23 protein-coding genes are annotated in these 20,715 nt (G+C 48.2%); 14 read left to right on the top strand and 9 right to left on the bottom strand.

The genetic code is table 11. From position 1 onward, the window contains the following. The first annotated feature begins 4 nt into the window (after window positions 1–4). Window positions 5–787: an alpha/beta fold hydrolase gene (locus G5S52_RS01055; RefSeq protein ID WP_165011417.1), complete on the top strand. Its 783-nt coding sequence runs from the start codon at window positions 5–7 to the stop codon at window positions 785–787. Here G5S52_RS01055 and G5S52_RS01060 read toward each other — a convergent pair. Next, window positions 784–1,674: a homocysteine S-methyltransferase family protein gene (locus G5S52_RS01060; protein ID WP_165011418.1), complete on the bottom strand. Its 891-nt coding sequence runs from the start codon at window positions 1,672–1,674 to the stop codon at window positions 784–786. The two genes, G5S52_RS01055 and G5S52_RS01060, sit on opposite strands and share 4 nt — an antisense overlap. Before the next feature lie 95 nt (window positions 1,675–1,769). Further along, window positions 1,770–3,020 carry an L-methionine/branched-chain amino acid transporter gene (gene yjeH / locus G5S52_RS01065; protein ID WP_165011419.1) on the bottom strand — a complete coding sequence of 417 codons (1,251 nt, stop codon included), beginning with the start codon at window positions 3,018–3,020 and terminating at the stop codon, window positions 1,770–1,772. 194 nt (window positions 3,021–3,214) lie between these two features. Here yjeH and G5S52_RS01070 point away from each other — a divergent pair, with 194 nt between their 5' ends. Beyond that, window positions 3,215–3,658, top strand: a complete 444-nt coding sequence (locus G5S52_RS01070; protein WP_165011420.1) for an Lrp/AsnC family transcriptional regulator — start codon at window positions 3,215–3,217, stop codon at window positions 3,656–3,658. Window positions 3,659–3,672: 14 nt separating this feature from the next. Here the strand turns inward: G5S52_RS01070 and G5S52_RS01075 are convergent, their stop codons facing one another. Next, window positions 3,673–4,575, bottom strand: coding sequence for a LysR family transcriptional regulator (locus tag G5S52_RS01075; RefSeq protein ID WP_165011421.1), 903 nt, complete (start codon window positions 4,573–4,575; stop codon window positions 3,673–3,675). 150 nt (window positions 4,576–4,725) lie between these two features. On the opposite strand from G5S52_RS01075, the gene cuyA reads away from it, so the two are divergent. From cuyA to G5S52_RS01125, 10 genes are all read left to right on the top strand, one after another. Continuing rightward, window positions 4,726–5,736, top strand: coding sequence for a D-cysteate sulfo-lyase (cuyA, locus tag G5S52_RS01080; RefSeq protein WP_165011422.1), 1,011 nt, complete (start codon window positions 4,726–4,728; stop codon window positions 5,734–5,736). Window positions 5,737–5,763: 27 nt separating this feature from the next. Then, entirely contained in the window at window positions 5,764–7,077 is a 1,314-nt protein-coding gene (gene hisD, locus G5S52_RS01085) for a histidinol dehydrogenase (RefSeq protein WP_165011423.1), read from the top strand. A gap of 37 nt (window positions 7,078–7,114) precedes the next feature. Next, window positions 7,115–8,323, top strand: a complete 1,209-nt coding sequence (locus G5S52_RS01090) for a DegT/DnrJ/EryC1/StrS family aminotransferase (RefSeq protein ID WP_165011424.1) — start codon at window positions 7,115–7,117, stop codon at window positions 8,321–8,323. Window positions 8,324–8,368: 45 nt separating this feature from the next. Continuing rightward, complete coding sequence (locus G5S52_RS01095; protein ID WP_165011425.1) at window positions 8,369–9,352, top strand: TRAP transporter substrate-binding protein; 984 nt, start codon at window positions 8,369–8,371, stop codon at window positions 9,350–9,352. 93 nt (window positions 9,353–9,445) lie between these two features. Then, complete coding sequence (locus G5S52_RS01100) at window positions 9,446–9,964, top strand: TRAP transporter small permease (protein WP_165011426.1); 519 nt, start codon at window positions 9,446–9,448, stop codon at window positions 9,962–9,964. 39 nt (window positions 9,965–10,003) lie between these two features. Next, the gene (locus G5S52_RS01105; protein WP_062663949.1) at window positions 10,004–11,284 is read left to right on the top strand and encodes a TRAP transporter large permease; all 1,281 of its coding nucleotides are present in this window, start codon (window positions 10,004–10,006) and stop codon (window positions 11,282–11,284) included. A 3-nt stretch (window positions 11,285–11,287) separates the two neighbouring features. Then, on the top strand, window positions 11,288–11,992 hold the full coding sequence (gene cuyB / locus G5S52_RS01110) for a cysteate racemase (protein WP_165011427.1): 705 nt from the start codon (window positions 11,288–11,290) through the stop codon (window positions 11,990–11,992). 173 nt (window positions 11,993–12,165) lie between these two features. Then, window positions 12,166–13,365, top strand: coding sequence for a zinc metallochaperone GTPase ZigA (gene zigA / locus G5S52_RS01115; protein ID WP_165011428.1), 1,200 nt, complete (start codon window positions 12,166–12,168; stop codon window positions 13,363–13,365). Between the two features lie 44 nt (window positions 13,366–13,409). Continuing rightward, window positions 13,410–13,832, top strand: coding sequence for a TraR/DksA family transcriptional regulator (locus tag G5S52_RS01120; RefSeq protein ID WP_165011429.1), 423 nt, complete (start codon window positions 13,410–13,412; stop codon window positions 13,830–13,832). Between the two features lie 98 nt (window positions 13,833–13,930). Continuing rightward, window positions 13,931–14,173 carry a hypothetical protein gene (locus tag G5S52_RS01125; RefSeq protein WP_002538849.1) on the top strand — a complete coding sequence of 81 codons (243 nt, stop codon included), beginning with the start codon at window positions 13,931–13,933 and terminating at the stop codon, window positions 14,171–14,173. A 15-nt stretch (window positions 14,174–14,188) separates the two neighbouring features. On the opposite strand, the gene G5S52_RS01130 is transcribed toward G5S52_RS01125, so the two are convergent. Both G5S52_RS01130 and G5S52_RS01135 read right to left on the bottom strand, forming a co-directional pair. Further along, entirely contained in the window at window positions 14,189–14,812 is a 624-nt protein-coding gene (locus tag G5S52_RS01130) for a heme-binding beta-barrel domain-containing protein (RefSeq protein WP_165011430.1), read from the bottom strand. 321 nt (window positions 14,813–15,133) lie between these two features. After that, the gene (locus G5S52_RS01135) at window positions 15,134–15,745 is read right to left on the bottom strand and encodes a TetR/AcrR family transcriptional regulator (RefSeq protein WP_165011431.1); all 612 of its coding nucleotides are present in this window, start codon (window positions 15,743–15,745) and stop codon (window positions 15,134–15,136) included. 180 nt (window positions 15,746–15,925) lie between these two features. Here G5S52_RS01135 and G5S52_RS01140 point away from each other — a divergent pair, with 180 nt between their 5' ends. After that, entirely contained in the window at window positions 15,926–16,939 is a 1,014-nt protein-coding gene (locus G5S52_RS01140) for an MBL fold metallo-hydrolase (RefSeq protein WP_165011432.1), read from the top strand. Continuing rightward, window positions 16,936–17,289: a DUF5329 family protein gene (locus tag G5S52_RS01145; protein WP_205743729.1), complete on the top strand. Its 354-nt coding sequence runs from the start codon at window positions 16,936–16,938 to the stop codon at window positions 17,287–17,289. Before G5S52_RS01140 ends, G5S52_RS01145 begins: the two co-directional genes overlap by 4 nt. Here the strand turns inward: G5S52_RS01145 and G5S52_RS01150 are convergent. The 4 genes from G5S52_RS01150 to G5S52_RS01165 form a co-directional block, all read right to left on the bottom strand. Then, window positions 17,286–17,552, bottom strand: coding sequence for a hypothetical protein (locus G5S52_RS01150; protein ID WP_165011434.1), 267 nt, complete (start codon window positions 17,550–17,552; stop codon window positions 17,286–17,288). The genes G5S52_RS01145 and G5S52_RS01150 overlap by 4 nt on opposite strands. A gap of 139 nt (window positions 17,553–17,691) precedes the next feature. Beyond that, window positions 17,692–18,468 (bottom strand): outer membrane protein OmpV, encoded by a 777-nt coding sequence (gene ompV, locus G5S52_RS01155; protein ID WP_165011435.1) that lies wholly within the window; start codon window positions 18,466–18,468, stop codon window positions 17,692–17,694. Window positions 18,469–18,560: 92 nt separating this feature from the next. Next, window positions 18,561–19,856, bottom strand: coding sequence for an ATP-binding protein (locus G5S52_RS01160; protein WP_165011436.1), 1,296 nt, complete (start codon window positions 19,854–19,856; stop codon window positions 18,561–18,563). 16 nt (window positions 19,857–19,872) lie between these two features. Further along, window positions 19,873–20,598 (bottom strand): response regulator, encoded by a 726-nt coding sequence (locus G5S52_RS01165; protein WP_165011437.1) that lies wholly within the window; start codon window positions 20,596–20,598, stop codon window positions 19,873–19,875. Window positions 20,599–20,715: the final 117 nt, after the last annotated feature.

Consider the following 20,715-nt stretch of genomic DNA (forward strand, 5'->3'; position numbering starts at 1 on the left):
AACGATGAATTGTATACGTGTAGGAACCGGACCCACTTTGGTACTGGTTCATGGGTTTCTCAGCAGTTTGACCTATTGGGAAAAACAGATTGAATTGTTTTCAACGCGCTTCGACGTTGTCGCGTTCGATTTGCCAGGCTATGGGGGAAAGGCGAAAGAAACGGGTCTGGACAGCGTTGAAGGCTTTGCAGATTTCGTATTGGGAAAACTGGATGAGCTCGGTATTGACTGTTTTCATCTGATGGGACATTCAATGGGAGGAATGATTGCCCAGGAAGTGGCAATAAAAGCGAAAGACAGGGTGATGGGTTTAGTGCTCTACGCAACCGGTCCGAATGGCCGCTTGCCCGGGCGCTTTGAATCGCTTGAAGACAGCATGGCACGCGCTGAAAAAGAGGGCACAGAGCAAGTAGCTCGGGATACTGTCCGAACCTGGTTTTCTGAAGGGGAAGAAGATCCTGATTTTGTTGGGGGAATGGCTCTTGCTGAACGTGTGTCCACACAAACCTATATTAACGGGCTGCGTGCGATGGCGGGGTGGAAGTCTTTGGGACGCCTCGATCAGATTGAAGCGAAAACGCTGGTGTTGTGGCCAGACAGCGATCGCTCCTACATGTGGGAGCAAACCGAAACACTGTGGCGAGGCATAAAAGATACTAACCTCGCCGTGGTGCCGCTGGCGGCGCACAACACTCACCTTGAAAAAGCGCGGATTTTCAATCTATTGGTGATTGAATTTCTGCAAAGCGAAAAAGTGAAACAACGTCAGTTGGCAGTAACGAGCTAGTCGTGAACCTTCCGGAGTGCATCCAGATAGGCGATGTGCTCCGGAAAAATTGCACAGCATCCTCCCACAATATTTGAACCCGCATCTAACCAGGCACGAACGAATGCTGCGTATTCATCAGCCGATAAGTCACGAACTTTCGTCAGCGAGTCGTTCGCTTCGTGGTCTGAGTGAATAGCGGTGAAACCATTGGCGTAAGCACCGAGAGAAATGTCTTTTCCGGACTCTTCGATAATGTTCTTTGCTACAGCAATAGCATCGAGCATCACTTCGGGCTGTGAACAGTTAAACAACACGCCATCGACGCCTTTTTCACACGCAACGCGAATTGCATCCGCCACAGATTCACCAGAACGTAATCGAGGTTGATCGATTTCAGTGTCCATTAAGCTGAAAGCAAAGTAGGCAGGTTGATTGGTAGTTTTGAGTACGTCGAAAATCGTTTCGAATTCTTCAATCAAGCTAATGGTTTCAGCTATCCAAATATCTGAGTAACCCGCTTGTGCATCAACCAGTGTTTGAATAATGGTACGTGCTTTTTCTGCCGAGAAAAGGTCAGGGCGATAGGAACCCAAAACCGGAGGAATGCAGCCCGCAACGTTGACTTTCTTTTCGCTGTCATCAGCGGCACGACGGGCAATTTGCGCGGCAGACTCTGCCAATTCAAAGCCTTGTTCCTGATATCGCTGCTCGCCCAAGTGGAAAGGGACGCAGGCATAGCTGTTGACTGTGATGACATCGCATCCCGCATCAATAAAATTCTGGTGCGCCTGATAAACACAATCTGGCGCTTCAATCAGCGCTTGAGCGCTCCATAAAGGCTGGGAAAATGGGGCACCGATACGTTGAAGCTCTCGCCCCATGCCGCCATCTAATAAAACAAACATCCGTGATCGCTCTTTCTTGTTGTACCCCAAATAGATTTGGGTATTTCAAAACTTTTGCGAAAGGTCTCACAAAATATTTGCGATGTCTAGACGGGTTAGACGGCTGCTTTGGTGGTGTCTTTTTTCCCCTGAAACATCAAAAGACCAAATACGCCCAGTGCATATAGCATCGACCAGCCAAGACAGACGAAAACAATCACACAAAGTGCCAGCGCGATACCTGCCAGCCATCTCGCCGCACCTTCCAGAAGTTTCAATGCTGCGAGCATCGCCAACAGATAAACCAACACGAACACACTGTTTGCGAGCTTAAGGAAAAACTCCAAATCCAAGCCTGACCAATATCCGATGATGCAGGAAGCTGCCAGCACGCCACCGACACTTAAGGTCGCATTCTGGGGGACGCCACGGCTCGAAACCTGCGCCATTTTTCCTTCTGGCTTGTTCTCTCGAGCTTGCGCCCAAACCATGCGTGAAAAGCTTTGCGTATATAGATTGACACTGGCGAAACAGGCGGAGAAGCCAATCACACTGATCAGCATTTTAAAGTTCGGACCAAACAAGTTTTCACTCAGCCAGGGGATTGAAGCGCTATCAAACTGTGGGGTGCCGTAAGCGCCGAATTTCAGGATGACCACAGACATGGCCCAGTAGGTTGCGCCAGCAATAAAGCAGCCTGCGATAATCGCGATAGGAAAATCCCGTTCCGGGCTTTTAAACTCTTCACCCATGTGGGCGAAAGCCTCAACGCCAACAAAACACCAGAACATCACACCAAGCGCAGCACCAATGGGCCATAAGGATTCCTCACTGATGGAGGGCATGGTCAAATCGGTTATACCAACGCCGCCTTTCCACAGAAAGGCGCCAACCAAGAGAAAGATGCTGATGGCGATAAGCGTTTGCAGCTGCCCTGAAGATTTAGCACCCATCAAATTGACACCCACCAAGAGCGCGACTGTAACAAGTTGAGCCGTCAGAGAGCCATTGACTGGCTCAGGCAAAAGTTGTTGGAGAAAGCCAGCAGCAAGCGCAACGGCCGCTGGAACACCAACGGGAATCACGCTGACAAAGAGCCAAGCGACGCTCCGCTCTAACCTTTTATCGAAAGCTTTGCGGACGAAATAAGCGGTACCGCCTGCATTCGGGTAGCGCTTACCTAACTGGGCGAATGTCAGGGCTATCGGGCAAATAGCGACGAACAGGAAAAGCCATGCCCAGAGGGAAAACTCACCGGCGATACCTGCTGCAATAGCAGGGATCATGAATAGTCCGGTACCCAAAAGGGTGGTAGAAAGTTGGCCGATACCGGACAGTAATGTGATTTCTTTTTTGAGTTGATTCATGGGGCGTCCTAGCCAGTATCCGTGTGTTGATGACTGCTGCCAGATTAAAGCTGATTGATTGAAAAAGCATCGCGCAAAGTGTCTTTGTTCAGCGTCAGATTGACGGTTTTTATTGCTGAGGCTGACAAAGTGACAGTTTTCGCGCAATATTCTGCGAGAGAAGTGATTTACGAAAAGAGAATCGAAAGAAGAACATGGATAAGTTCGACCAACAAATATTGGATATTCTGCGTGTGGATGCACGTCGTTCCGTCAGCGAAATCGCGCGGGACGTCAATTTGTCGCGTTCCGCAGTGACAGCACGAATCAAAAAGCTTGAACAAGACAAAGTTATTCTTGGCTACCACGCCGATGTGGTGGAGAACAAAAGCGCCGAAATGGTCTGCGCGTACCTTGCATTGAAATATGACACTTCATCGAGCCAATACCACTGTGAGGCTTATGCAGAAACCATTCGCCGGATTGAAGGGGTGAAATGGTGTCATGCGATCAGCGGCGAAACTGACATGATGCTGTATGTGGAAGTACCCAGCATGAACCGTATCAATCAAATCCGCGAAGTGATTCAGGCGATTCCAGACATCAAACAGGTAGTGACCCATATCGTGCTGACTGAGTTTTTCAACACGACCAAATGAGCCATTAATCTCGCTTACTCCTGCCCATACAGCTCCATCAAATAATGCCAGAACTGCTCCGCCTCGGGTTTAGAGCCGTGGCGGTTTCGGTAAAGCAAAATCCGAAGATCCAAGGTTGGAAAGGGTGCGTTTAGTATCACCAACTGTTGGTTGGCAAGCTCCTCTTTAATCAGGCTAGATGGCAGCCAGGTGGCGCCAAAACCCTGCTTCGCCATCGCTTTCAAACCCTCTGCCATTTCATTTTCACAAACGATATCGAAACGGTATTGGCTCGGAATATTGGCAATGGCAGATTGCTTAATCAGGTTTCCCAGATAGGTTTCTTCAGGAAAGGCCAACAAACGGCAGGGCTTCCCTTCTTCAAAGCTGTGTATGGGGTAACCCTGGTCGTTGGGTGCAGAAACAGGCACTAAGGTATCCGTTCCCACTTGAATGCACTGGCTGTTACGTTTGATTTGCGGGCTATCTAAGGCCTGTGAACCAAAAGTCAGCATAAAATCGCCAGAGCCCGCGAGAAACGATTCATTCAACGCATGGATATTGCCCGGTACCAGCTTTACCAACATATCGCCAATCAAAGGGCTAAGTGTATGGATCCATGCTGGGAAGAAAGAAACTGCGGTGGAGTGCTGCGCCAGAAAGACCAATGAGCGACCGCTTTTTTGGGTTTGCAATCGGGTACGAATGTCTTCCATTTCATGGCACAAACGCTGCGCCTCCTCAACAAAGCTCCTTCCTTCATCCGTCAGTGTGGTGGGCAAACTGTCTCGATTTACCAAGGCAACACCAAGCCAATTTTCTAGTGACCGGATACGTCTGCTGAATGCTGGCTGAGTCACAAAACGAGCCTCTGCAGCCTTCGAGAAACTCCCATAATCGTTGAGCGCAATAAAGTCCTTTAACCACTTTAATTCCATAGATACAGCCTCTTAGCTTCCTGCTAAATCGGTTATGCCGAAAAGTAACCGGTCACGCTTCAATATAGGTATTGGCGCAAGTCAAAAACGTCTCACAGTCTGAAATGGCAACACATTTTTTATTTTTTCCGATTTATTAGGGACAACGACATGCACCTTTCACGCTTTCCACGTTTGCGCTTTGCGCATCTACCTACACCGCTTGAGCCAATGAAGCGCCTTTCTGAAGCTTTGGGTGGGCCAACAATCTGGATTAAACGCGACGATTGTACTGGTCTGGCTGGCGGTGGTAATAAAACCCGCAAACTTGAATTCCTGATGGCAGATGCGCTTGAACAAGGCGCTGACACCATCATCACCCAAGGCGCGACCCAAACTAACCATGGTCGTCAGACAGCAGCAATTGCAGCGAAATGCGGTTTGGAGTGCCACATCTTGTTGGAAGATCGCACCGCGTCTGAAAACCCGGATTACGTACTCAACGGCAACGTGATGCTTGACCAACTGTTTGGGGCGTCACTCAGCAAATATCCAGGCGGCACAGACATGAATGCTGCGATGGAAGATGTTGCTGCGACACTGCGTGCCGAAGGCAAAAAACCTTACATCATCCCTGGCGGTGGCTCGAATGCGATTGGCGCATTGGGTTACGCCAATTGTGCGTTGGAGCTGGTCAACCAAGCCAATGAGATGGGCCTAAGAATCGACCACCTTGTTCATGCGACGGGCTCTGCCGGCACTCAGGCAGGCTTAGTCACTGGTCTTATCGCCACCAACAGCCAAATCCCTTTGCTTGGTGTTGGCGTTCGTGTTCCTCAACCACAGCAAGAAGGGAATGTTTTCAAGCTGGCAGAAAAGACCTGCGATTTATTAGGTATCTCCGGTGCGGTTAAACGTGAAGACGTGCGCGCGAACTGTGATTACGTCGGAGATGGTTACGGCATTCCTGCTGAAAGCACCATGGAAGCGATAGAAATGTTTGCCCGTTACGAAGGCATTTTGCTGGACCCTGTTTATTCCGGCAAAGGCGCGGCGGGACTTATCGACCTTATTCGCAAAGGCGAATTCAAAGACTGCGACAACATTGTGTTCCTGCATACAGGCGGCGCTCAGGCACTGCCGGGCTATCGCGATGCCTTTGACTTTGAAAGCTATTGCTAAACCCGCCTAAGGAAGGGAGATAACGACATGGAATACCTCAAACGCGCCGAGCGGGAATCAGAAGTGCAAACGGAAGATGAACGTATTCAGCAAGTGGTGAAGGAAATCCTTGCCCACATACGCAGAGATGGCACTGCAGCCGTGGAGGAATATGCCAAGCAATTCGACAACTGGCAGGGTGATTTCATCCTGTCTGACAAAAAGAAAGCAGCGCTGATCGCGTCAGTTCCGCAACAGGTGAAAGATGATATTGATTTCGCTCATCGTCAGGTGCGTCGTTTTGCTGAAGCGCAACGTGCCAGTTTGACGGAATTCGAAATCGAAACCGAGTCAGGCGTGAAACTGAGCCAGCGCATTATTCCTGTCGATTGCGCAGGTTGTTACGTCCCCGGTGGACGTTATGCCCATGCCGCCTCCGCACTGATGAGTATTGCTACCGCGAAAGCGGCAGGTGTTCCAACCGTTATCGCTTGCTCTCCGCCGCGCGGGGACAGCATCAATCCGGCTGTGGTGTATGCCATGGATCTTGCTGGTGCAGACATCATCCTCGAAATGGGCGGTGTTCATGCTATCGCGACCATGGCATTTGGCCTATTCACCGGAAAACAGGCCGATATCCTCGTTGGTCCGGGAAATGCTTATGTCGCAGAGGCGAAGCGCTTGTTGTTCGGTGAAGTCGGGATTGATGTCTTTGCTGGCCCAACCGAATCGGCGGTGATTGCAGATGAATCGGCAGACCCAATGACGATTGCGGTGGATTTGGTTTCACAAGCTGAACATGGGCCTAATTCGCCAGTTTGGTTGTTTACCACCAGTAAAACGCTGGGCGAAAAGGTCATTGAACTCATGCCCAGTGTGATTGCAGATATGCCGAATGCCGATGTCTGTGAATCCGCTTGGCGTGATTACGGTGTGGTGATTACCTGTGACGATCGAGAAGAAGCCGCGCAAGTGAGTGATGAATGGGCATGTGAACACGTTCAGGTTCAGGCGGAGGATCTTGCCTGGTGGAAAGGGCGGCTTTGCAACTATGGTTCGCTGTTTCTTGGCGAAGGCAGCACAGTCACGCACGGCGACAAGTGCTCTGGCACCAACCATATCCTGCCAACCAAGAAAGCAGCGAGATACAGCGGCGGCCTGAATGTGCAGAAATTCCTCAAAATCCTGACAACACAGGAATTGGATCGCGATGCCAGTCTGACGTTCAGCACGGCAGGTTCGCGCATTTCCAGAACAGAAGGGATGGAAGGACACGCCCGCGCCTGTGACTGGCGGCTGACCAAGTATTTCCCTGATACGGACTGGGATTTCGAAGTCTACGACCAGAAGCGTTACGACTGATTGTCAGACACTCACACGGATTGTGAAGGAACGTACAATGAAGCGTTTTACCAAGCCCTTTACCCAGCAGTTACCCATTCCCGAATCTGCTATTTCAAGCGCAGTGGAAGTGATGCAAACAGGCCGTCTACATCGCTACAACACGCTGGATGGAGAGCGGAGTGAAGCAGATTTACTGGATATGCAGTTTGCCCAATACCTCGACATGAAGTATTGCCTGAGCTGCGCATCCGGTGGTTATGCCCTCTATGTTGCGCTGTTGTGTGCGGGAGTGAAATCCGGTGATGCGGTGCTTTGCAATGCCTTCACTTTGGCTCCTGTGCCTGGGGCAATTAATAACGCTGGCGGTAAACCAGTGTTGGTGGAAACGACTGATGACTTAACGATTGATATGGCAGACCTCGCTGATAAAGCTGCCATATCAGGCGCTCGTTTTCTCTTGCTATCACACATGCGGGGGCATTTGGTCGACATGGATGCCTTAATGGCATTGTGTGATGAAAAAGGCATTGTGGTTATCGAAGACTGCGCCCACACCATGGGGGCAAGTTGGAATGGCAAGAAGAGCGGAACATTTGGATTGGTTTCCTGCTTCAGCACTCAAACCTACAAACACATTAATTCCGGTGAGGGTGGCTTTCTGGTCACCAATGATGACGAGGTGATGGCAAAAGCGATTATCTATTCCGGCTCTTACATGCTCTTCGATCGTCATCCCACCTTACCGCCCATTGAAACCTTCAAAACGATTGCGACTGCTACACCCAATTACAGCGGAAGAATGGATAATCTCCGCGCTGCCATTCTTCGCCCACAACTTTCGTCTCTGGACAAACAGTGCGAACGATGGAATGCACTTTATGGCGCTTTCGAGTCCGCGCTGGCTGTGCTTCCCGGTATTCGCTTACCTGTTCGTCCTGAGGCGGAACACTTCGTCGGCAGCTCCATTCAGTTTGCGTTCCCGCAGCTGACAAATGCCGATTTCCCAACGCTGATTCAGGAATGTGAGAAACGCGGCGTGACCATGAAATGGCTCGGCGATACATCACCTTCCGGATACAGCAGCAAGTATGACCATTGGGCTTATCTCGATTCGCCTGGTCAACTTTCCCAAACCGAACGAGTGTTGGGTGCGCTTTTGGACATGCGCATTCCACTCACGTTTGAAGAGTCTGATAGCACCTTAATCGCTGCAGTTATTTCAGAGGTGCTGGAAGAGCTCGGCTATCCCCAAAAAAGCGCGTAGGCGCCAACTATTCACGGATGTAATCCAACAAAGAGGTAGAAGGATATGAAGTTCAACCAATTGGCAAAATATCTGGCGATTTCCTGTTTAGCACTGCCAGTGCTGGCGAGTGCAAAAACCATGAAAGTCGGGATTGGTGACCCGATTGAGTCTGACCAGGGGGCTTACGCGACACGTTTTAAAGAGCTGGTTGAGTACTACTCAAATGGCGATATTAAAGTCAAACTCTATCCGGGCGGTGCACTGGGCAGTGAAACCGAGATGGTGCAAAACGCGCGTCTCGGTTCGCTGGATATGGCGCTTGTCGGAATTGGTAACGTCACACCATTTTCGAAAAAGCTGGGTGCGTTAACTATGCCTTACCTCATCACCAACTCTTCCGATGCGGTGAAAATCACCACCGGAGAGCTGGGGGATTACTGGAACTCTTTGGCGAAAGATGAAGCGGGGATGAACATTCTGGGATGGACCTATTCCAACTTCCGCCACCTGACCAATTCCAAGCGCCCTGTGAAAAACATGGAGGACGTGAAAGGGCTGAAAATCCGTGTGCCGCAAAACTCCATCATGCTCAAGTCTTGGGAAACCTTTGGTGCAAACCCTATCGCGATGGCTTGGACAGAGACCTTCACCGCGCTGCAACAGAAAGTGGTGGATGGTCAGGACAACCCTTACATCGTGAACAACACCATGAAGTTTTACGAAGTTCAGCCTTATCTGACGGAAGTGCACCACCAATACTCCTTGCAGCCATTACTGATTGGTAACCGCACCATGGGCAAACTGAATGAGGAGCAACAGGAAATTCTGCGCCGAGCAGGGTTGGAAGCGCAGCAATACGCACTTGTGTTCCAAATGACGGAAGCGGAAAACGCCAAGCAGAACATGATTGCTAACGGCGTAGAAGTCTTCACGCTGGAAGATGAAGACCAATGGATCAAACTGGCGAAAGAGAAAGTCTGGCCAGAGTTCTATGAAGATATCGGTGGCAAAGCAAGCTTCGATAACGTACTGAGCAAAATGCAGTAACGCTGAGTGTTGACGCCTCGGTGCACAGCGCGCCGAGTCGTCAACCCTTCTCACGCGCCTTTGGCGTGTACCGCTCAACAGAAGGATCTCAGTATGCGAAGTTTCCTGTTAAAGCTCGATAAGTTCGAAAGCTATGCCTGTCAGGCGTTGCTTTGTCTGTTTGTCACCTTGCTGTTTATTCAGGTGATCCTGCGCGTGGTATTCAACTACGGCATTCCATGGAGCGAAGAGTTATCGCGTTTTGCGTTCGTTTGGTTTGTGTTTCTTGGCGCGTCTTACGCAGCCAGGCTTTCTGCGCACAACCGTGTGACCTTTCATCTCAAACTGCTGCCGGAAAAGGTAAGAAATGGCATTGAACTCATTGCCGATGTGCTCTGGATAGCGTTCAACACTTTGATGACGGTAAAAAGCATCGAAGTAATAGAAAGCTTAATGGAATTCCCTTTCCTTTCTCCTGCGCTGGATTGGTCGATGGCCTTTCTGTACCTCATCTTTCCTATCTCATTCACGCTTACCTCTATCCGAATTGTGCAGGTGAATTACCTCAAATTGGTAAAAGGCGTGAAGTTCAAAGATGTTGATGACATTGAGATGGAAGAAACCAAGATATAAGCGACACGGAGTGTTGCTTCAAACGAAAAGGAGCGTGCCATGGCGGCATCCCTCGTATTGTTCAGCTCGTTCTTTGGTCTTCTGCTGATTGGTGCGCCGATTGTTATCGCACTCGGCGGCTCAGCCATGCTGGTTTATCTGCTCTCCGGCGATGATTATGTTTCTCTGGTGCAGACTGCATGGAACGCAGTGGACTCCTTTCCAATTATGGCGCTGCCGGCATTCATTCTTTCTGGCGCGCTCATGCAGGCTTCCGGTATTTCACGCCGATTGGTTCACATCGCGGAGCTGTTGGCTGGGCCAATGGCGGGTGGTTTAGGGTTTTCAGCCATTCTTGCCAGTATGTTTTTTGGCGCGATCTCTGGCTCGGGTCCTGCAACGACGGCGGCTGTGGGTATGTTGATGATCCCGGCGCTTGCAGATAAAGGCTACAACAAAGGCTACGCAGCTGCGTTGACGGCTTCGTCCGGCGGATTAGGCGTGGTGATCCCTCCCAGTATTCCCATGGTGATTTATGGTGTGACAGCCAGTGAGTCGATAGGCGCACTGTTCATTGCAGGGGTGATCCCCGGCATGATGCTCGCAGGCGGTTTGATGATCGCCAACTACGTCATCAGTAAGAAAAACGGCTACGTAGGTGGCGACGACCATGAGCCAGGAGAGTTGCGGAAAGCCTGCATTGACGGCATCTGGTCAATCATGGCGCCACTGGTGATTCTGGGGGGGATTTACTCCGGCCTGTTTACGCCAACCGAAGCGGCAGTAGTTTCCGTGTTTTATACCTTATTCGTGGGTAAGTTCATCCACAAAGAGCTGACGCTGGATGGTCTGAAAGAATCACTGAGTTCGACCACCTGGCTGACAGGTCGCGTACTGATCATCATGTTTGCCGCTACCGCCTTTGGCCGCATTTTGGTGGAAAACGACACGCCAACCATGATTGCCAATGCACTGCTGTCAATGACTGACAGCCTCGCCTTAATTTGGCTAATCGTGATCCTGTTTCTCATTTTGATTGGCATGTTCATGGAAACGTTGGCGACCATAATGATCGTCACGCCAGTGCTGTTGCCCGTCATGGTGCAGCTCGGTGTTGACCCGATTCATTTCGGTGTAGTGTTGGTTTGTTGCTGCGAGATTGGATTCTCCACACCACCACTTGGTGAGAACATGTTTATCAGCTCAAGTATCGCCAAGGTGACGATAGAGGAAATATCCGTTAAAGCATTGCCCTTTGTGTTCATCGAAATTCTGGTGGTCTTTCTGATGAGTTACTTCCCTGAAACTGTGCTTTGGTTACCGCGTTTAATGGGGTATTAACGGATGAATCAAAACGAGTTAACAGTAGGTATTCTCGGTGGTATGGGACCTGAAGCCACAGTGGATTTGATGTACCGTGTGATAGCAGTAACGCCCGCCAATGATGATGCTGACCATATTAGAATGCTGGTGGATAACGACCCGAAAGTTCCTTCCCGCATTAAAGCACTTATAGAAGGAACAGGGGAAAGTCCGGGCCCGTATATGGCGAAAATGGCGCAAGGGTTGGAAAGGGGAGGAGCCGACTTTTTGGTGATCCCTTGTAACACGGCCCACAGGTTTTACTCGGATGTGGAAAGTGCGGTGTCAGTTCCCGTGTTGAATCTGCTGGAGCTCGCCGCAGCCAAAATTCACCAGAGTTATCCTGAGATCGAGAGAGTGGGGCTGTTGGCGTCTACTGCTGTTCAGTTGACGAACCTGTATGCTACAGCCATGGGCAAGCAGGGGATTAAGCCCATTTTTCCTGATGATGATTTCCAACAGAATGTGATGACACTGATTAAAGCGGTAAAAGCAAAAAATCAGACTGAACATATGATTGCTCAATTCAACGAAGCTGCTGAAAACCTCGAAGACCAAGGAGCAGGGTGTTTGCTGATCGCCTGCACCGAGCTCTCGGTTATTGCAGACTCCCTGAAATCCCACTTACCAATTTTTGATGCCGCCCAGATATTGGCCGACGAAATCGTTCTTCGGGTGAAAGGCTAAGAGCAGAAGTTAGAACCTGTAACAATCACCATTTCTTCACGCAGCACTTCGCTGCGTTTTTTATTCAAACTCTAAATTCGCAAATGTTGCAAAACATGATTAAATGTTATGTTATAACATTTCAAAATGACGCATCACTGAAACATCGCAGATTTGGAAAGAGGTAAATTCTGATGGCTAAACTCCCTGTGACTGTGCTCTCGGGCTTTCTAGGTGCCGGAAAAACAACGGTGCTTAGCCATATTCTCAATAACCGTGAAGGGAAGAAGGTTGCGGTGATTGTGAATGACATGAGTGAAATCAACATTGATGCTTCCATGGTGAAGAATGAAGTTTCACTAAGTCATCAGGAAGAGAAGTTGGTGGAAATGAGCAATGGCTGCATTTGCTGCACCCTCCGCGAAGACCTACTGCTGGAAGTGAACAAGCTGTCCCAGGATGGAAAGTTTGATTATCTGGTGATTGAATCGACAGGGATTTCAGAACCCTTGCCCGTCGCAGAAACCTTTACCTTTGCCGATGAAGACGGCGTGTCTCTTTCCGATGTTGCGACCTTAGATACCATGGTCACTGTCGTCGATGCAGTGAACTTCCTTAAAGATTATGACGAAGCAAAATACCTGATTGAAACTGGCGAGTCGCTCGGAGAAGAGGATGAGCGCAGCGTGGCTGATTTGCTGATTGATCAGGTGGAATTCTCTGATGTCATCTTGATAAGCAAAACGGACCTCGCTGAGCCCGCCGATATTGAAAGGCTGACGGCCATCCTCAAAACCCTTAATACCCGCGCCCGAATCATTCCTATCTCACATGGACAAGTGAATGTTGATGATGTGTTGAATACCGGACTGTTCGACTTTGAACATGCACAGCAAGCACCTGGTTGGCTTCAGGAAATGCGCGGTGAGCATGTACCTGAAACTGAGGAATACGGTATCGGCAGTTTTAGCTATGTTGCGCGCCGACCGTTCAACCCAGAGAAGTTTTTTGAGTTTCTACACAACACACGAGACTTTGGAAAACTTATCCGTTCGAAAGGATATTTCTGGTTGGCTTCCCGTCCTGAATTTGCTGGGCAGTGGAGTCAGGCTGGTGGCATTGCGCACTATGGTTTTGCCGGTTTGTTTTGGAAAGCTGTTCCTGAGGCTCATTGGCCGATTGAAGAAGAATATCTTGCGGCAATCCGCCAAAACTGGGTGGAGCCATTTGGCGATATGCGTCAAGAGCTGGTGTTTATTGGACAAGGACTCAATCAGGATGCGATGACACAGGCGCTGGATGACTGCCTGTTATCTGAAGAAGAAATGCTGAGAGGTAAAGATTATTGGAAGAGCTTGAATGACCCATTCCCACAATGGGAAGCAACAGGTTGATACCTGTGTGGGTTGAAGCCTTCTTGGACAGGGGATAAAACGCTATGAATACAAAAACAAAAATACTCACAGAAGAAGAGATTCTGAAACAACCGGAATCGAAGTACATGGACGACGCTCAGTTGGCTTTCTTTAAGCAAAGATTGATCGACCTGCATGACAGCACACTTGAAAGGATCAAATCGGCGAAAGAACAAATGGTCAGCCCGATGGATTTCAGCGACCCCAGTGACCGTGCTACTTGTGAGGAGCAGTCTGCATTGGCATTGCGAATTGTTGATAGAGAACAAAAGCTGCTTCCTAAAATCAAATTGTCGCTGGAACGTATTCGCTTGGAAACTTATGGATATTGTTTACAGACTGGAGAGCCGATTGGCATTCCTCGCTTACTTATTCGACCGACGGCGGAATACTGTGCAGATGTCAAAGCGATTCTTGAAATGAAAGAAACGCAATTTAAGGACTGATTATTACATAGAGGAAATAATCTGTTTCGGATTTGGTGGATTATCAAAGCTCAGCTTGAAATCTATACTCACTTCATCACTGAAAGAGGAGGTGAGTTATGGATGAGCAACGTGCCATCAATCTTTATTATTTCCTCAGATCCCAGAATGCACCGCAGTCTCAGATCAATGAGGTCGTGGAACGAATCAACCAGTCTTACGGTATCAACCTAAGAAGCTTAGACACCCAGTACCGTAAGCAAAGAGGTTATTCACCCAATCGATATGATATCAACACCTATGGAACGGCAGGTTCGAGAACCATGAATCAAACCCGCCAAATGCAAAAGCCAGCACATTAATGCTGGCTTTATTATTTATTCAGCTACTTTATATAAAGTGCTGCTATCAGTGTGCGAAAAGTCGCTACCGTAAATATTTAGTGCGGTATTCTGAGAATATGTCAACTTATCGTCTTCGATATTAATCGTCATCGTAAAGTCAGTCGTGGTAGCGTTTTGCGTCATATAGTTTGATTCTGCGATACCGCGGTTTGATGCTTTCAATGTCATTGTTTTACCCGCTACGCCTTCTGCAGTTACGCAAGTCGTGCGTGGAACACAAAAAGAGTTATAAACGATTTGGTTTTCCTGATCGTAAATAAAGTAGCCACGTTGGTCGTGGAACTTAGAGTCATCTGATTTACGGAAAACTTCCTGCTTATAGTAAAGAGCAACTAGACTTTGATCGCTCGCGTTAACGGCGTCGGCTGCCACCTCAAAAGTGATGGTTTCATAGAATGGCGTAACAGCAGGAGCGCCTTTACCTTGTTCGGTGCCTTCCTGAGCGGGTGCCACATCAACACCACCTGTTTCGACACTTTTCCAAGTACCGACAAGAGAGGCTAGAGGACCAAAGTCCATACCGTCGATAACATTGTGGTCGGCAAATGCTGGCATTGCGACAGCAGAGGCAAGGATAAGCGTGCTCAATTTTTTCATTCTTACTTCCTTTTCTAAGTTGGCTTTGGAAAAGGAATATAGGTATGTATCGCAAACTATTTTTGAGCTGGATCATTTTTAATCAGAAACTGAGAGCTTGAATGTATGAAAAGGTAAATTAGGTGAGAAATATTATTTTAGTGTAATGATATATTAATATTCCGGGAGTGATTGTCTTATCACTAATTTCTCTGGTGATATTACCATGTATAGTGATTGAAATTATATATATTTATCTTCGATAATCGCTATTTGTATATTTTAAGTGGTCAATAAAAAAGCGCTGCCTAGCAGCGCCTTTTTTTAAAACTGATAGCGAGTCTATTTCTGGTAGTGGCTAAGGAATATTGCAGCTGTGTTTTCCGCCAAAGCCTTGCCTTCTGTTTCACTCAATGGTTGGCATGCACCAATCAACTGCGGCCAGAATGCAGACCCTTTGATCAGATTGTGTAACTGAGTCCGTGCAAGCTCTACATTTTCCATTCTCAATGTGCCGATTTTGTATTGCTCAACCAGCCAAGCATGCAAGGCGGTATCTTCTTTCGACATACTCTTCATTTGCTCCTGCAGGGCTTCTGGCTGGAACAGGAAGTGACCAAAAGCCACTTTTGCCATGTCGAGGTATTCAGGTTGGGCAATGACAGCTATCTCTTGATAGAGCAGAGTAGAAAGCTGTTCAAACAGTGGCAGTTTAGAAAGTTCTTCAAGGCACTCTGGCGTGATGGAGCTTTTCCAAAGCACTGAGAGGAGCTCCATGACCAGTGCTTCTTTAGACGGGAAATGATTGTAGACGGTTCGCTTGGAGACATTGGCGAGCGCAGCAAGCTTATCCATGCTGGTATTTTGCACGCCAAACTCCTGAAATGCCTGACGCGCGGCTTCCAGAATGGCTTCACGTTTTATTTCGCTTCTGGTTTTTTTCTTCACTGTCATTGGGTTAGATGCCAACTCAAAAAGTAACGGTGACTATATTACACTAAGCGGTTTACTTTTCATTGTTCTTTTGTAAACTACACCGAGTAGTTTACATTAAATTTCATCAATCAACACGTGGTCGCTATGGACAGAACCCTTTTAAAACGCACCTTACTGACGACACTAGGAGTGATTGCGATGAGTTCAACAATGCTGTCTTGTTCCAGTACTGATGGGCCAGAAGCGGATTATCCAGACAAATTTGTAAATAGCGATCCGGCGTTCGAAAGGCAAAGCAACCCTTTTGAAATCCTTATGGCTTTCATTAAAGCAGAGGAGAGAACGCCCAAACCGACGTTTGATTTTCCAATACATAGCATTACGACCGAGCTGCTGATCGATGAGCGTGAAGATGTGGTTTATCGTCTCGGCCACTCGAGTATGTTGATGAAATTGAATGGTAGCCTCGTGATGACTGATCCGGTATTCAGTGACCGCGCTTCACCAGTGCAATTTATGGGCCCTAAGCGCTTCCATCCTGCGCCGATTTCAATAGAAGATTTGCCTGAAATCGATGTGGTTGTGATCAGTCATGATCATTATGACCACTTGGATAAAATGTCGGTGAAAGCGTTAGCCGACAAAACAGGCCTGTTTTTAGTGCCATTGAAGATTGGTGCAATCCTAAAGGATTGGGGTGTGCCGGCAGAGAAAGTCGTAGAGTTGAAATGGTGGGAGTCGCGGGTGGTCAATGGCATTGATTTTACCCTGACACCAACGCAACACTTCTCAGGCCGAGGCCTAACCGATCGCGATTCTACACTTTGGGGAAGTTGGGTAATGCTCTCCCCTGAAAAACGGGTGTATTTTAGCGGTGACTCAGGCTACTTCGATGGTTTTAAGGAAATAGGTGAGAAGTATGGCCCATTCGACCTCACCATGATTGAAACTGGTGCCTATAACTCTCTATGGGCGAACATTCATATGTTCCCGGAGCAAAGCGTGCAAGCACACATTGACCTCAAAGGTAGTGTGATGTTGCCCATTCACAACAGTACCTTCGATCTGGCGATGCATGACTGGAAAGAGCCTATGAAAAAGGCGCTGGAAATCAGCAATGAGCGTGGCGTGACCATGGTTAGCCCAGAGATTGGTCAGCGTTTGGCTATCGGTGAGGCGTTGCCAGTGGTTGAATGGTGGAATCAGGAATGATGAAGAAATTAGGACTTGCGGCGGCATTGGCTGCCGCTGCCTTAGTCAGTATCCCAGCTTCCGCATCGGTAAAAAACGATGTGGAATACCTCATCGCGCAGATGAAAAGCTCGGATTGTACCTTTATACGCAATGGTTCTGAATACGACAATCTGCAGGCGGCCGAACATCTTCAGAATAAGTGGGAATACGCCGAAGATAGGGTCACTTCGACCGAGATTTTTATTAACGAAGTGGCGTCCAAAAGCTGGTTTACTGGCCGTGCGTATCAGGTGAAATGTGGCGAAGAAACCCAAACCAGCCAACAGTGGCTAACCGAGCAGTTGGCTGAAAAAGAAAAGTCAGATTAGTGCCTGTTTCCACCGAAAAGCTCAGAAAGATAAGCAGAAATCACGCTGCTGAAAATCCCGATAATCACTGCGACAGCAATAACCACCAAAAAGGTAATGACGGCAATAAAAATAGAGCCGATAAAAAGGCCGACTAACGGAAGAATCACAAAGAAAACAAAAGCAATAACCAATGCGGCAACGATTAATGCGCCAGCCTGAAGCGCCAAGATGGCAACCGGGTTTGAGATTTCTTTCCCGTTAATAACCACTCTTCTGTTCATCTTTCCCCTCCTCAATGTAATGCCCACAGAATAGCATTTCGTTTCGCCCAGTTTTCCAGATGACTTAACAAACTTTGGTTGAATTTGGGCATATAGGAGAGATAAAGCCTGACGATGTTATATCGTCAGGCTTTTTTGATCAGAAGTGATAGGCGACTGTCGCACCAACCAGCCATTGGTGTTTGCTGTCAACGATAGGGGAGTCAGCAACGTCGCTGTCTAATTCTGTGTATTGGGTAGATTGGGTCAGGTTCCAGTTCTCGCTGATAGGATAAATCAGCTTATAACCTACTTCATAAGCGACAGAGCTTTTGCCCGTGTATTCAGGTCGGTTGGCACGGGCTTCTTTTGGCTGCACGCCGAAGTAGTAGTCCACAAAGTCTTTACTCTGGAACATCACCCCTGCGAAGGAAACCAAATCCGCATCGCCAATGGGAAAGATGTCGAAGTACCTCACGCCCGCCAGATAGCCTTTGTAAGTGCCAGATATATCATGTTGGAAGTAGGTGGAAATCACGCCTGTACCAACTTGGAAGTCAGCATTCAATCCGAGGTCGACACTGATGTCCCTGTCATCCATACCTTTCAGGAAATCCGAGGTATCGTCATCATAACCGATCCCCGCGCTGGTGAGATGAACACCAAGATTGACCAGATCGCCGTCGGTTCCATAAAAGCGGTAGTTTGCACCACTGAAGTCGATGTTGAAATCTTCACCGTGGTAGCCAAAGTTAAGGAGTGGAACGACTGAGTGATCTTGCTCTTTATATAGGTCGCTGGTGGCAGCTACGCCTGCTTCTGCTATCCAACTGCTTTGCTTGCTATAGATGTTGCCGTTAAGAATATAAGTTTGATTCGCCGCCTGTACCGCAGGTGCAGCGGCGAGAATGGAAAAGAGTAATGCAGATTTATTCATGATTCTGTCCTTGTTTGTGCGCTTGATGAACACCGTACAAAACTCGGCTAACTGACAATAGAATCAATTTGTCATGGGTTTGTCAGCGATTGTCAGGGTCTTTGGTTTGGAATGGTCAAAATGAGTTTGGCTCCTCCTTTTGCGCTTTCTTCGATCACGGCATGCCCGTCGTGCTTTTCCACGATAAGTTTAACGATGGCAAGACCCAATCCATGGCCCATATTGGCTTTGTTCCGGGAAGGATCGACACTGAAAAACGGCTCAAAAACGGATTCGCGATATTCTTCAGGGATCCCGGGGCCATCGTCTTCAACAATGATCTGAGATGATCTTCCGTTTTGTTGGCAAATGACATTGACGGTTGATTCCGCATACCGCACTGCATTCGTTAATATGTTTTCTATAGCGCGTTTCAACAAGGGTTTATCAGCCAGAAGTGAGATATCAGGCTCAATAATCACTTCTATTTCACGGTTTTGACGATTGGGCAGCCGTTCAACCAAATGTTGGATAAAGGGCTCGGCAGGGAAGGTTTCTTTCGTCAGTGATCTGTCCTGACGACCTATTTTGGCGAAGTAGAGCAGTTCATTCACGAGTTGCTCCATTTCTTCTGTGTCTTCAACAATGCTGGCGACTTTCTCCTTGAGGTGCGGAGACGTGACTTCTTCTTTGATGATCTCTGCTTGCCACTGAATGCGAAAAATAGGTGTGCGAAGGTCATGCGCAACAGCCTGAGTTAATGAGCGGTTGCTGGTGATCAACTGAGAAATCTTGTCTGCCATCTCATTGAAGCTTTCGTTTAGCTTGCCGACTTTACTACCGCTATTGGTTGGTGCTCTGGCGTTTAGGTCACCTTTGGCAAAGTCTGCGGTTACGCGCTGTAAAACCCTAACCCGTCTGCTGAGAAACCAAATTAACCAACTCGAATAAATCAGGAATCCGCCACCAATAAACACAAAAAAGAGTGAATCGCTAAACTCGATATTCTGTCTGACTACGTCATCAGTATTTGGCTCAAAGTGGTAGTAGTTCGTTGAATCCGGCAGTGTCACCCAAAGCCCCCGATCTTCATCGTGAAAGGAATAGGAATGGGGGATATCGCTTCCTGAAAAGTAACGCTTTACTTCTTCGGGTGCATCATTCATTGGCACTAGGTTCAGATTGTTCGCGGTGGATTGCGCGTAGTTAGCAAGCAATTGCCAGAGTGCTTCATCATCTTGATGTTCAGATAAGGTCGCCATCAAATCCTGTACTGCGGCCGCTTGCATGTCCTCAAGGACATAGTCGTAATCTGTATTGAGCTGATAAACGAACAAGTCAAACGCGAAAAGGCTGACAATAAAAAGAACAAACAGTCCGATAAAGGATTCGATATAGATACGCCACATAGTTAACCTGGTCTTGTTATTCCTTCCATGCGTCCGGCACAAAGAGATAGCCTTTCCCTCTCACTGTCAGTATCCGATGAGGTGATGAGGGGTTATCTCCCAGTTTTTTTCGAAGGCTGACGACCTTGTTATCGACAGTACGATCCAGACCATCATATTCAATGCCACGAACAGCGAGGGTCAGTGTTTCTCGTGACAAAACTTCGTCTGCAGAGGCTGCAAGCAGCCACAAAAGGTCGAACTCACTGTCTGAGAGAGCAATGTGTTCACCAGACCATTCACACCATTTTCTTGCGTTGTTGAGAGACAAATTCCCAAACGTTAATACGCTGACAGATTCAGGCTTTGACGTTTCCGGCATTTCACTACTTGAACCCTCCCTGCGCAGTAACGCACGCAATCTAGCGAGCAGTACGCGGGGTTTAATCGGTTTGGTGACAAAGTCATCGGCTCCAATTTCCAGTGCGGCGACATGGTCAAAGTCGTCATCACTTGCCGTGAGCATTAACACCTTACCGGAGAACTGCGGGCGAATCTGTCGGCAAATTGTCAGGCCATCGATATCCGGCAGCATCAGGTCGAGCATAACGATGTTGGGCTGTTCTGAAAGGATCGCACCAATCGCACTTTCTCCGTGATCAAACTCCTTTACGTCAAAATCCTGCTCACGGAAGTAGGAAGAAAGAAGTTGTCGAAGCTTGGTGTCATCTTCAACGATAAATAGAAGAGGTTTGGGTGACATTGAAAATCCTCATACCTTAATGTAATACCAATCACAGTAGGTAGCTGATCAGAAATAGCGCAGGAAAAATGCTCGAGAACAAGGCGGGAAATTTCGATAAGTAGTTATTCTACAGCC

This window comes from Grimontia sedimenti (genome assembly GCF_011045095.1).
Taxonomy (GTDB): Bacteria; Pseudomonadota; Gammaproteobacteria; order Enterobacterales; family Vibrionaceae; genus Enterovibrio; species Enterovibrio sedimenti.